This window comes from Vibrio sp. WZ-1, from assembly GCF_052037695.1.
GTDB lineage: Bacteria > Pseudomonadota > Gammaproteobacteria > Enterobacterales > Vibrionaceae > Vibrio.
In genome coordinates, this window is sequence record NZ_JBQEQR010000061.1 from 1 (window position 1) to 13,692 (window position 13,692).

Below are 13,692 nucleotides of genomic sequence, written 5' to 3' on the forward strand. Positions count from 1 at the left end.
TCACACGTAACACAGAAGCTCTGCAATGAAATTGCACACAAATTAAATACGCGCCCACGCAAAAGACTTGGGTATAGGACACCAACGGAGTATATTCATGCGCATCTGTAAAAAGTGTCGCACTTCAAACTTGATACTAAGAACCTTGAACCGAACAGATGGACTCATCTTTTTTAGCACGTCATCAAAGTTATCACGGTCAATTTGAATAAATCGGCGATCCTTAAGCGGCTTCAATTCTGAAGTGTTCTGTCCAGCAAAATCTCCCATTACTCCTACAACAAAAGGAAGCTCTTTTTTAAGCGTTGCGCCCTCTGTTTCAACATCATAGGTAATGTGAACACGAGGCTTCCTTACTCGTGATAGTTTCGAGTGGATACTCGTCATACCGTTCTCCCTTTATCCTTCATTGTTTTGATTTGCTATGCCAACCAGACGGAAATAGCTGTTTTTTGCATCCCCATCGGATATTAGTTCCGCCAGTAAATCTGGCAGAGGCATTCCACACCACCGAATCACTTGCTCTATGGTGTAAGAAACTGGTGAGTGAGGTTCAGTTTCACGGAAAAAATCCGCGACACTCTGTAACTGAGTAATTGCCTGTTCTCTCGATCGCATATTAGTTGCCAACAACTCCGTGGGCTCTACCTGACTATCGTTCTCTTCAAGAATGCAATCTTGTTCGGATTCATCATCGACGATTTCTTTCGCTCCCTTTTTAGTTGGGAACCGCCCCCCGAGCACATGTTTAAGTGCCGAGAGTATTGATTCAAGTTTTTGTGAGATATAAGAACTAGGTGTTACATCACCAACAGCGTTATCTAACGCTTCAGTAAACTTATCAAAGGAAGTTTTTGCATATTCGAGATCTGCAATTAGGCTATTATAAAACTCGTCAGATGTTGTCTTTACCGTATCAAGTATTTTACCCAGTTCAATCGCCCCTCCATCAATCTTGTAACGACGCTTATCTTCATCTAATCGTTCTAGATCTATGGCTTGTTGATACTCCCAATAGGCGAACGCTTGATCCACCCCCATCTCAGTCAAGGGAATTGAAGCAATTGGAAATATAAGCGTACCTTCAGACTCAATGCCATTTAACCCAATAAGTGGTGAGATGCGCGTCTCTATCCCATCTTCGTCAGGCATTGGGTAAATTCCATCCCAGTATGCCCCAACCAATTCAGTTGCTAGCTCATAGCCGATCCCTAACCCTCTGAACCCGTGCAATCGAGTCAGTGCTTCAATCAACCAAGCAACAAATTCAAGATCCTTTGCCTGATTCGATAAAACGTCAGGCACCTCTTCCAAGAATACTCGCCACAATCCGCTGTGAAGTAATATGGATTCTTCCTCGATGATGGCATTACGTTCCTCATTTCGCGCAAGCATACGTTGGTCTTTTAATCGATAATATGTTGACTGTGGTGAAACATCTTCTCGTGGATCCGTTCCAGTCGCAGAACTCCCTTCGATTGGATCCAAAGCACTCTCATACCAATCAAATAAATGAGAATTGCTAATCATCTAGAGTCTCCATTCATAAATACAGGAATCGTCGCATCATTATTCCCATCCACTTCCAGTTCAACTTTCTCGCTACGTGCCTTTACGATCGCACAAGTCACATTGTCACTCGCCCCTCTAACCAAGGCTGAATGCAGTAGCGCTAACCCAGCCTGATTAACCGTATCTGCTTGTAGCGTTGCTTTGATCTCTTGATCACTTAGTTCTTTCGTTAAACCATCACTACAAAGCAAAAATTGGTCTCTATCTACAAGTTGCCCTGACACTTGGTCAATCGTGACATACTCATCAACACCAATAGCCCTAGTTATTACATTCGATAGAGGGTGTGACTCTGCATCCTCTAAGGCCAACAATCCTTGATCGACTAGATCCATTACTTGGCTATGATCACGAGTCTTTTGCGTTAAAGTATTGTTCCTCAATAGATAGATGCGGCTATCTCCAACCCAAAGGCAATGGAAATAACCATCATTAATGAATAATAATGTTAAAGTCGTCCCCATTGTTGCACCATCAAGTTCTGATTGCGCGTATCGATAAATAGCAGCGTTTGCTTGTTGTATTGCAAATCTCAGATCATCAATACTGTTTATTTCATCATCATTAATACGACGTTCTATATGATCGACCAACATCTGACTGGCAATATCACCGGCACAGTGCCCTCCCATCCCGTCAGCAACAACCCAAACTCTTTTCTCTGTCATGTCTAATAGAGCATCTTCGTTATATGGTCTTACTTTGCCAGCATGGCTTTTCGCAAATGTAAAATAATTCCAGTTCACTCTATTACCACCCCCACAGCTTCCAGTTTCCATCAAGCATCGCTGAAAACTGACCAATTGATGGAAAACCATTTGTAATAACCATCGATGACTCCACTGCATCAGCCCCATCAGTCCACCAAAAACAAGACCGGTTAGTCGTTGCAGCTAAGATGTGATTTAGTAGTACGCGTTGATTGAACGAATCAGAAAACCGAAATACAGGGTTTGCTGTACTAGGGTCAACGATCTCTGCGTTATGACTAGTAGTTTCGATACCATCTAATCCTTCACCCATTTCTTTTAACTGCTGATGCCATTGGTCGAACAAAAAATCATCTCCTAGTACTTCAAGAGCTAAGCGTTCTGTCAATTGGGTCCAGGCCCGATTCTCCCAATAATCGATTGCTCGACCACGTACAGGTCTTAATACAGAGAAGTGAAAATAGCGTCCTGCAGCATCAACACTAGGAATCAAAGTACCTATATAGGTTGCATCTCCTGTAAAATTTTTATCTATAGCAAAATGCCAAATTGGAGCGTTAAGGAATAATTCAACCCAACTATCACTCAGTTGCTCTCTACTTACTGCTAAGACGGCTTGTTGCCAATCATGAAACTGCGATGCAAACTCTGATGGCACCCCCTCTTTGATAAAATCCCCCTTGGAGGGAATTTTACCTATATAGCCCCAGCCCTCGGTTATAAGGTTTTCGGACATCTAAACCTCTCCATATCGTTGGACCAAAACGGATTAAAAGCACTTTTGGGAATTAACTCGAGTTGTACTTTATTTCCCTTTAAATCAATCATGACGATATTGTCGTTTCTTGACTCAGGTCTGGCTTTTAGCGATTGATCTAATAGTTTGAAGATGCCCCATTCACCTTCGTATGTATGTGATATCTCTCGTTTAGAATCTGGAGGCGTAAACACAATCCTAGTTTGGGATGACGTCGATGGCCAAGTCAGCTCTTTCGCTCTTGCTGGCCCATGCTTATAAACTAAATCTTGCTTTCCAAGTTCAAGCACAAATCTAGTTATGTGCTGATCTAGATAGACAGGCTTCATTCCAAAATCAACTTTTAACGAGTTATCTAACTCGAAGAATGATTGCCTAATTTTTTGCGCTCGCTGGAAAACATGTAACGTTTGTGTTTTCACGCCGATCTCTTTTTCAAATCGCCAACGCGCTGAAGACGTATCAACGAACGGTTCTAAGTACTCGTTAAAAAAAGCGTCTAAAGTGCCGCCATACCCAAAGAAGCGCTTAAAATCTTTCAAACGAACTTCTTTTTCCGCACTTGCCTTAAAAGGATACCTTCCAGCAATAGTCTGGTTATACGTTTTAACAACTCTTGTTTGCCATAATTTGTTGAGGTGATCTTTCGATCCAGACTCCGCAAACTTGACTGACTCTTGAGATAACTCTCCTAACCATTTATTAAAAGGCTTAGGCAAAACAGCCTTTGCAGCACCAATTGAAGAAGCAACTTCTTGCGTAAGAGTGCCGTCAAGTATGCTCTTATATGCAATTTTCTGATTATTTCCCGAGCTAGATAAATCTGAGAGATAAGATCTAAGATTCAACATAGCATCTTGAATATCGCTGTAATCCTGCTCTCTCAAATGAAGAATATCAGTAAAGTGCACTTCAACTTCCTTTCCGGGTAGTGATACAGCGAACTCACTTTCATCAGGTAAGTAAAGGTCCAACTTGTCTGCAGTATTCGAAAACTTAACTTTAGCAACTTTACCCGCAACTTCTGAAGCCGCTTGCTGATTTTGAGTTAACGTCACTTTCGTTACACCAACTTCTTTTTGAATCGCTCGTAAGAGGGACTCTATCGGCCTCTCAACACTACTTAAAACTCGAGCTTGCTCAGTAGCCATAGATAATGTTGGTGCTTGTTTTAGTTGAATATCTTCTATAAGCCCTTTCCACTCATTGACATAGTCTTGATAATATCTTTGTTGAACTCCTTTAAGAGCAGCATTTTCATCAATGCTTCTTACTTCGAGATCATCACCATAGACCCAGTTTTCCTCCATCAAACTTTTCACTGTTCGACCCAGCTGGATTTGGAAAACACTATGAAAGCCGTTATAAGTGTAAAAACCGGGAATACCTTGAGAGAGCGGTTTTCCACTCCGTCTCTCAAACTGTTCTAAACTTTTAGGTCCTAGAACATCCGTAAGTCGAAACGAAGGAACATGGCTCTTCGAAAATTGCATTTTCATACGTTGATAGGCTCTTTCCGGAAGCGACATTTTGGTTAGAACATCCCTTGCGTCTTTAACGGATTCTTCGTTAAAAACCAACCCCTGTTCGTTCGCTGTAAGGAATTGATGCGTATGAATATTTAATCGCTCTCGTAGTGATTCATTAAGCGTCCCTGGGAATTCCCGCTGAAAATAAAAATCAAACCAATTTGAAACCTGTTGTAGGTCGAACTTGTCTGCATGAAATAGCATTAAGTATGTTTTTAGTGTTTCGTATAAGTACTCACGATGATGCTTATTCTCATCCATCTCTGATATAAGAGCGTTCGAAAGGAGCGTTGAGAAGTAAAATGATAGTGCGTCCTTATAGGCTTGGTTAGCGGACTGAGAAATTTTATCCCCTTGATACAAACCTAATTTGTTGAACGGCGGTGAATCGGGATAGCGATTATCAACGCCCAATGGAAGCATCATTATTTGATCGAGTGTCGCGACTGCATTTATAAGATCTTGCTCAAAGTCTAGCCCGCCAGCATTAATCATCACCTCAATGTCACTGGTTTGTTGATTGACTTCATTGATAAGATCTAAGTTCCAACGATAACTAAAAAACCACAATGACGATGCACATATCAACAGACCAAGGCAACCAACAAGTACTCCTTTCCTTAGCCATTGATTTTGCTTTTGATAATGTCTATTCACACTACCTAGCCATTGTTCTTTAAAAATGACTTTTTCAAACAAACTTTTTACGAAGAAGCTGTGTGATGCTCCTTTGGTCATTTCTAGTGTTAGTCGGTTTAGTCCTAAGCCGCTCGCAGATTCATGCATCAGTCGGTCTACAGGAGCCCCCTCCTGAACCGAACTGACAACAAAAACGCCACGTATCATTGCTGGTTCTTCAAAACTATTCTGAGCGAAAATTTCTGACAAAAACTCATCTAAGTTCGCTTGCATCATTCTCAACTGTTTTGGAAATTCGAATATCAGTGCACGTTTATCTAAGTCATCTTCTGTTTCTAAAATACGCAGCATTCTCTTATCTAAACGCTCTAATAGCCCATAGAACTCCTTATTAAATAAACCAATTGCGCCACGTTCATCAGCAACTTCTGTTGGAAACATAAACCCCAAAAGTTCCTCACGTTCTTGCTTTGTGATATCAGCAAAAAATTCGTTAAATCCCGCAACGAGATCTGCTTTAGTAAGTAACACATAAATTGGAAACTGCATTCCGAGTTGGTTTTTGAGTTCTTGCAAGCGAGATTTAATGGCACGCGCATGCAAGCTTCTCTCTGTGCGTGTCTGAGACATGATACTCGCCAAACTAACGGTAACAATCGACCCATTGATAGGGCGTTGTGTTCGATACTTCTTTAGTAACCCGAGGAAACCATGCCACGCCTTTGAATCGACAGCTGCTTGACTATCCTGCGTAGTATATCGGCCAGCAGTATCGATAAGCACAGCTTTGTTTGCAAACCACCAATCACAATGTCGAGTACCACCTATACCCGCAACCGATTCCGCTCCCATAGAAGTGGCTAAAGGGAACTCTAATCCAGATTGTTTGAGAACTGTCGTCTTACCCGTTCCAGGAGGTCCAATCAGTACGTACCACGGTAGACTATAGAGGCTTCTTTTTCCTTTATGACTGTGAGTAGCGACTTTTACCGCTTGTTCTATTTTTTCACGCAATAGAGCAATTTCAGATGCAGCCTCTTTATCAAATTGACTGTCTACTTCTAACAAGTTTTGAATGCTCGCATCATCTTGGGCCTTCTGCTTATGTTGCTTCAATATTGAAACCAAAGCCCATACAAGGACTAATAGAAGAATAGCAATAAGGCGTTGAAAGTCAGTTTTTAAGGGCTCGTAAGATGCAATACTAATAAGTGGACCAACAAACCAAATAAATATTGAGAAGGCAAAAACTCCAATTAAGCCAATAAGCCACCTTTGAGAAAAGAACCTTCCAACTTCTTTCATGCTCATTTTAATGATCCCAATCGTTATTTGGTTAATAGCAAATCAATTTCAATACGACGATTAATTGATCTATTTACTTCGCTTGTATTTTCTACCAAAGGTCTCGCATCACCGAGCCCTTCAGGAATAACCCTGCCTTCTAAAGAGCCACTATCCAAAAGTCTATCGGTAAGAGTCGTCGCTCTTGCAAGAGATAAATGCCAATTCGAGGGAAACTTGCTAGTAAATATCGGTTTGTTATCAGTGTGCCCAGTAATCACTATTTTCCCTTCGACTGACTCCAAAGTTCGAGCGATCTTAAAGATAATGGGGTCAATGTATTCAACAAGGTCTGCACTTCCAGATTCAAATAGATTCTGAGCTTTAATTCTGATCCTTACTCTATCCGGTAATGAATCTACAGTAACAATGCCTCTCTCGATTTCAGTAGCAAGATAGAGTGAAATTTTTTCTGCTATCGGCTTAGTATTTACAGTCGTAGAGGTGAGTAAAATCGATTGCTCTTTAGCAACAAGGTTCATTAGGTTAGAGAAACTTTTGTTCGATGCCGAATTTAGGTCATGGCTGAAGTACATAAAAATACACGCCAGAACCGCAGCAGTAACAGAGCATAACACCCATAATGGAGCTCGTTCTGTTGACCTAGAACCATTTGTAATACCTTCACTTGGGTCATAGGCCCATTCAATATTATTACATCGTCCAAAATTCTTAAGTATGGTAGTAACTCGTTTTCGCAACCTTCTGTGTGACTCTAAACCATTCTGTTCCAAGCGGTACTGGCCAACAAAACCAAGAGACATACAAACAAACATTAACTCTAACAAGTCAAGGTTGCTTTCTGCGCTACTCATACATTTATTGAGATTCTCATAGAATGCCTCCCCTCCTTTCGAAGACGAATAGAAAGATGAAAGCAATGAATCATGACTCCAAACAGATTGCCCACCCCAATTCGTATTTAGGACAGCTTCATCAATAACGCAGCAAAGGCTATAGCGAGCGACATCAATCGTTTCTAGACTCACTTCCTTTTGACGTAAACGATTTTCGTAATCACGTAACTTTTGAGCTAGTGATTCCTTTAAGTGGTGGATATCTGAGTGAGTCGACGTTGCTCGGATCTGCGCAACTATAGACAGCAGCCCATTTGCCTCTGCAAGTACTAAGTTGCTACCATAGGCAACGACACTGTCATTGTTGGTATGTTCAATGTTTGAACTTAGTACAATGGTACTGTCAGATACCCCCTCGTTAGCCTTTGGCGTTGTTGCTTTCTTGCGCCCAGGGCTTGGCTTGACAATTGTTTGTTCCATTCGAGATACTCTTATTGGCTGATACACCAAAGCTCTAATTCAGCATTAGGGAAATTGCCAGACAGATGTAATGCCAAGCCTCCACTCTCATTGAGTCGTGTCCAGAAATGTCCTTTCTTTATTACTTCAAAGTAAACATACCCTGTTTGGTAAGCGATTTGACGAGGAACAACCGATAAAGGCGCGACAGAAATACCATTAATTTGGTTATTGATAAGATCACGTATTTGTTCCACCGCACCAAACTTCAGTTGTCCAGGGACAAGGCGTCGAATTTCTTCAGTATTAATGTCCGCCTTGATCGCTAGTACGAATTGACAACTTTCTAGCAACTTCTTATCAGGAAGGGGGGCAACTTGTATCCCATATTGCCTCGGCTCCAGTGGTAGCTTAGTTGCAGTTTGATCTAAAACAACACTCAGGTACTGGCTTATTGTTTGGTTTAATGAACTAAAGAAGCCCCCTAACCCTAAATGATCGTATTGTTCGATACTTGGTATACGTTTGGATTTGTTGGAAAACGTTGCCAATTCACCAAGGTAACTCTGTAAATACATAGAAAAGTTAACCGTTGAAAAGTGATCCAACTCCTTTAGATGACGAAACTTAGCTTCATATTTGTTCAACATCTGCAGCATGATGAAATCAACGGCTGATGCAGACGCCGCCTTACCTTGACCTAATCTTTGAGAGATAGAGTCTGCTCGAATCTTGGTCATTGCCGTCACATTTTCCAAACACTCTATTAGCTTAGAGTTATTCATTACATTCAGGCTCGGTGGAATATAATCGTTATCTAAAATGACTTCGCCTTCAGGACTCACCTCTTTTATTCGACAAATTGGGATCTCTACATAGCCTGCTAATCTTTCATTCGACAGCTTGAGTTCAAGATTAAGCGCTTTAACCTGAATGGTTTCTTCATCCAAGCCTGTATTTGTGTCAACTAGATCGACATCATCAAGAGAAAACCGTGTAATCTCCTCCGCGCTATCATGACGAACACTCTTCTCTTGATAATTTAATTCCGGCAATACAATTTTAAGCAGAGTGTTCTCCACACCTTTATCTATGGAGACTGATTTAGGAGACTTATGCTTAGCTGGGCAATCAACTACAGTCATATCCGGAAAAATAGCCGTCAAAGAATCGATTCTAACTTTACCATCTTTCAGCGCTGCCTCTGACAAATGTAAGTCCCATACTCCCCAGTAATACGGAGAACTGTACTTTGCTAAATCCCTAAATTCAGCGGTCAAGGCCCGGTCTTGCTGTTGGAAATGTTGCGGGCGTAAGAACATTCCCTCACACCATGCAGTTAAAGAGTATTCAGTCATTAATAATTGCCAATATTTATTTTACTACTAGTGATAAATCGTCGATCAAGATTTCGTAGGTGTTATACCCAGTTTTATCTACTTTGATTACTTGTCGCCAATTAGAGTTCTCAATATCTCTGAAAGCAGCAACTAATCCAATGAACTCTGTTTCTGGGCTCATACTCGATTGATATTTTTCTACAGACCCTGGGGTCAGCGAAAGTTCATACTTATTAACTAGATCAGGACCAAGAACTTTTTCCGGATTTTCGTATAATGAAAAGAAATCCTGATTGGAAAAAATAGTATCCGACGTAAGCTCAAAGACATAAAAAACGACAGGTGACGGCCTTCCATTTGAGTCCGGATTGATATTATGCGCTGAATTTATTTCTAAATCAGAATAAGGCTTTACAACGAAATTTGCAGCACTACAACCAATCATAATCATTGATAAAAACAAAACTAAAGATAAGCGTAACATATTAGTCTTTCTCCTAACTATCCCCACGAAGTGATGCTTCATAATATTTAGCAAAGTCTTCCAAATAAAATGGCACATCACTACTGACTATTTCATCAGAGAGCTGGCGGTGGATATTTTGAAAATCCCGCCAACTATCAACATATTTCTTTGATGGATTTATCTTGCTAAACAGCGAACTATTGTTTTGATTTGATGTTGAAATTGACTCGGGATCCACTAATGACATAACACCATGGACTGAACCTTCAACCCCCTTCATCAAAGCATATTCATGTTTTTCGATATCTAAAAAAGCTTCTCTGATAGCAGAGTTGGGGCTCATAAAACTTGATGTTTGTCTATTATATAAATTGTGGATCGCATCTTCTAAATTAGCAGAGAACTTTAGTGGATTATTTTCCTGTTTTTGAAATGCAGTATGATTAAGACGATTATTCTGCTTAAACTCTGCCCTCTTGTGTAGTGTTTCCATCAGACCGAGCAACATCAGAGAAAATGACTCTCCAAGTTGTTTATACCAGCCAACTCGGTTGCTCTGAGGAATCATTTGGGGATTTATACCAAGCCCGACAATAAAAGCGTTTAACTCTCGGCACTCTCCATTATTAATCAACGAGCTATTATCTAATATTGCATCATCTTCTATCTTCTTATCGACATTTTTATGAGCTTCGTTTACATCAAAGAAATCATCGGTCAAACCAATATCTAATTGTTCACGTGGAGTCTCTTCTGGCTCAGTTTCCATTACTTCTGACATACTCATACTAAAGCCAAACTCATCTAAAGCTGGTTGAATCGCTGGTAAGAGAGTCTTTTGGTTGTTATCAGACACAACACGTTCGTGGCTAGTTGATGTAAAGTCACTATTAGAACTGATTGTTACCGTAACTTGATAATCACCTAAAGATAACGTATCGCCATCATTTAAATGAGCTTCGTTTCCTTGCCCTATCGGGGTTACCGAATTATTGATGAAAATGCCATTAGTAGACAAATCTCGAACTAAGAATTTGTCACCAAATTTGACGAACTCTCCGTGTACGCCGGACACGACTCGTTCTGGGTCTGGCAAGACCCAATCACAGTCTTCTGAACGGCCAAACGTAGCCTTAGCATGTTCACTTCCTTCATCAAAGCCAAATTCTGTTTCAATCTCTGGCGTAAACTTGTGAAAACTTGTAATGCTTAAAAGCAACATCAAATAAACCTCGCCGACAATTTACATAGCAAAAATAAAATACAATTAAATCAATAAGCATATTTACAATTAAGTAAATAGTTTAGGTAATCTTAATTTCAAAATACACGGAAAGAATAATGAATCATTTTCCATCCAAAGCAATAAGTGGATATTGGATTACTGCAATAATACAGCAGAGTTCAAAGTTTTGACGCATTGGATTTCATGCGTCAATTTTCTGGTGTTAGCTTAATCGAGAAACAAAAATCTAATCATTTTTATGTAGACAGTAACTTATATATTCCAATCATCATTATTTATGGAGCTTTTTGTGATGGTAGATAGTAATAAAAATAGATCTATTAGTAATATATCTGATGGTGATAAAACGAAAGTAGTAAAAAGTCAAAATGAAGACCGGAATAAAATTAATAATAAAGATTTAAAAAGAGAGGCTAACTTCAAAGAAAATACGGTGAAAAATGAAAAGACATCTCAAATTTGCAACAAGGAGAAGATTAAAAATAACGAGCATAGTTCAACCAATACAACATCGTCTCAGCGTGAAAGGTCTCTTACCGGAAAGGTAATTAAGAATCGGTATGAAATAGAATCTCTGATTGGACACGGAGGGCTCTGTGACGTCTATTTGGCTAAAGATCTAATTCTTGATTCATCTGGAGCTGACAATCCTCATGTCGCACTTAAAATCCTTCAAAATGAGTTTGCTGAACAACCAGAAACCGCTCGAATGCTCATTAGAGAAGCTCAACAAACTCAAAAATTAAGTCATCCCAATATACTCCGAGTTTATGATTTCGGCGTAGATGGTGACGTATACTTTTTAGTCATGGAATATGTTGATGGTGAAACTCTAGAACAGTTAATTCAGCGCTCTAGGCCAAATGGGTTATCTTTTTCCGCAACGATGAGTATTGTTGATCAGGCACTTAGAGCCCTTGATTATGCTCATACCAAAGGGATTGTTCATGCCGACCTAAAGCCTGCAAATATTATGCTAACGCCAGAAGGTAGCGTGAAACTGCTAGATTTTGGGGTATCAAAAACTCACAAAGTAAAACAAGATCAGTATGCTGCAAAAAGACAATCTCAAAATATTGACACTTTGGGATACACTCCAAATTACGCATCACAGAACGTTCTTGAAGGAAAAAATCCAACGTTTCAAGATGACTTATTTGCTTTTTGCTGCATTATTTATGAGTTGCTCTCTTGCAAACACCCCTACAATAGAACACCTGTCAATGAGGCCTTAAAGAACGGCTTAAAGGCGACAAAACCCAAGAATCTCCCTCTTGGTAAGTGGTCTGTGTTAGCCTCTATCCTTAGTAAAGGTAGTGTGAGTGATGATGTAAATGCACAACGACTACTGGCTCAACTTAACAAAAATTACTGGAAGTTAATTACTCCACTGGCTGCTACAGTAGCTCTGATAGTTGGGGTAGCCTTTACTTTCCAACACCAACAAGCCAAAGTCTCCTCATTAGCGTTAGCCTTAAAGCAAAGTCAAGAAGCATTAAGTGACCAACTAAGTTTGCTTGAGATACCGGCGAGTGAGGCCAAGCAACTCATTGACAGTGGGGAGGACCTTCACCCTATTATCAGGGAAGGTTACTTACGTGTACACAAAGACAGTATTCTTGGACAGTTTGAATCCGAGCTTGATAGTATTCTAAACACAAACAACAATAGTTACCCAAACTATGATCAGATTGAAGTTGTTCTATCTAATGCGAGAGCTTACTATCCAGACTCTCATAAAGTCGAAGTATTATCCGTAGACATCCAATCCAGCAAGCATTCGACTTTGCTATCAATATCTCGTAAAATCAACAGCCACCTTGAAAAGTCTCGCTACGTAAAAGAGCCTGATGTACGTTCTATTTATGATCTTAATCATGATTTAACAACGATTCATAAAGAGTACCGCTTTGTACCTAGTTCGCTTGCCTCTGAAGTATTTGGACAGCAATTGACTGAAGCACTTAAGGAAAAAGATGCTGCATCTCTTGTCACACTATTAAAAGTTGGCAACACATTTTTTGCTGACGTTAAGGACTATCAAGAGAAACTCATCACTAGCAATCAGATGAAAGACTCAATCCTAGAGATGAAGCTGTACTTACAATCTTTAGACTCAAATACGCCCCTACCTTTCCCAGCTCAAGCCGCAAAAGTTCTGTATAAAGAAGATTTCGATGGCTTGCACTTCCGTTTAGATAAGGCGAAAACAACAGTTCATCTCGACAAACTCGTTGATGATCTGAATTTGCTGTCTAAACGTTTTCCTGAAAACTTTGAAGATATTAATGCGTTTAAATTCCAAATTGCCAATAAGTATCTACACTTTTCAGACATCCTTTTAAATAAGCGTAAGTCGAAAAGTGCAAGACGAGCAATGCAAAAAGCCAACGCCCTGTTGCAACAGACGGGTCAAGGATAAGCATAGATACAATTGACATAGTAACCTTATGTTCAGCTCCTAGTTCAGCCATACTATCCCTTGTCACTTTGCGACGTAGACATGTTTTCACTGTCAACGCTTCATTCCGCAAGGGATAGCACAATAATTGGATATTCATTATTGGCTTCGATGGGAGACTTTGGCAATTCCCGTAAATACATCTACACTCTGAATGTTCCCATGGGAGATTTCGCAATGGAAGATGTACGTTTTAGAGAATTGCTAGCTAAGCTAGATGATCTAACCGATCCGCAAAAGAAATGCCTGATAGATAAAGCACTATTATCTTTAGAACCATCCCATATAAACGCGAGTATAATGGACATCCTTTCCAAAGATGAACTAGATGCGCTCCTATCCATTGGCGATACGAATGACGAATAGTAAGCA

At 40.1% G+C, this 13,692-nt stretch carries 10 protein-coding genes and 2 pseudogenes; 3 read left to right on the forward strand and 9 right to left on the reverse strand.

What is annotated here, in order from left to right; genetic code table 11:
- Positions 1–111: pseudogene (locus tag ACTS60_RS06095) on the forward strand (IS30 family transposase); the annotation flags it as partial.
- 30 nt (positions 112–141) lie between these two features.
- On the opposite strand, the pseudogene tssB reads toward ACTS60_RS06095, so the two are convergent.
- The 9 genes and pseudogenes from tssB to tagH form a co-directional block, all read right to left on the reverse strand.
- Positions 142–387: pseudogene (gene tssB / locus ACTS60_RS06100) on the reverse strand (type VI secretion system contractile sheath small subunit); the annotation flags it as partial.
- A gap of 12 nt (positions 388–399) precedes the next feature.
- Entirely contained in the window at positions 400–1,530 is a 1,131-nt protein-coding gene (tssA, locus tag ACTS60_RS06105; protein WP_440887507.1) for a type VI secretion system protein TssA, read from the reverse strand.
- Positions 1,527–2,318, reverse strand: a complete 792-nt coding sequence (locus tag ACTS60_RS06110; protein ID WP_440887508.1) for a PP2C family protein-serine/threonine phosphatase — start codon at positions 2,316–2,318, stop codon at positions 1,527–1,529. Before ACTS60_RS06110 ends, tssA begins: the two co-directional genes overlap by 4 nt.
- A gap of 4 nt (positions 2,319–2,322) precedes the next feature.
- Positions 2,323–3,018: a type VI secretion system-associated protein TagF gene (gene tagF / locus ACTS60_RS06115; protein ID WP_440887509.1), complete on the reverse strand. Its 696-nt coding sequence runs from the start codon at positions 3,016–3,018 to the stop codon at positions 2,323–2,325.
- Positions 3,000–6,518 carry a type VI secretion system membrane subunit TssM gene (gene tssM, locus ACTS60_RS06120; RefSeq protein WP_440887510.1) on the reverse strand — a complete coding sequence of 1,173 codons (3,519 nt, stop codon included), beginning with the start codon at positions 6,516–6,518 and terminating at the stop codon, positions 3,000–3,002. The genes tagF and tssM overlap by 19 nt, the downstream gene beginning before the upstream one ends.
- 17 nt (positions 6,519–6,535) lie before the next feature.
- Complete coding sequence (gene tssL, locus ACTS60_RS06125) at positions 6,536–7,828, reverse strand: type VI secretion system protein TssL, long form (protein WP_440887511.1); 1,293 nt, start codon at positions 7,826–7,828, stop codon at positions 6,536–6,538.
- A gap of 11 nt (positions 7,829–7,839) precedes the next feature.
- A complete protein-coding gene (gene tssK / locus ACTS60_RS06130) occupies positions 7,840–9,165 on the reverse strand; it encodes a type VI secretion system baseplate subunit TssK (protein WP_440887512.1) in 1,326 nt (441 codons plus the stop codon).
- 16 nt (positions 9,166–9,181) lie between these two features.
- Complete coding sequence (gene tssJ, locus ACTS60_RS06135) at positions 9,182–9,631, reverse strand: type VI secretion system lipoprotein TssJ (RefSeq protein WP_440887513.1); 450 nt, start codon at positions 9,629–9,631, stop codon at positions 9,182–9,184.
- A gap of 13 nt (positions 9,632–9,644) precedes the next feature.
- Positions 9,645–10,838: a type VI secretion system-associated FHA domain protein TagH gene (tagH, locus tag ACTS60_RS06140; protein WP_440887514.1), complete on the reverse strand. Its 1,194-nt coding sequence runs from the start codon at positions 10,836–10,838 to the stop codon at positions 9,645–9,647.
- 313 nt (positions 10,839–11,151) lie between these two features.
- Here tagH and ACTS60_RS06145 point away from each other — a divergent pair, with 313 nt between their 5' ends.
- Positions 11,152–13,281 carry a serine/threonine-protein kinase gene (locus ACTS60_RS06145; protein ID WP_440887602.1) on the forward strand — a complete coding sequence of 710 codons (2,130 nt, stop codon included), beginning with the start codon at positions 11,152–11,154 and terminating at the stop codon, positions 13,279–13,281.
- Positions 13,282–13,497: 216 nt separating this feature from the next.
- A complete protein-coding gene (locus ACTS60_RS06150) occupies positions 13,498–13,686 on the forward strand; it encodes a hypothetical protein (protein ID WP_440887515.1) in 189 nt (62 codons plus the stop codon).
- The last annotated feature ends 6 nt before the right edge of the window (positions 13,687–13,692 follow it).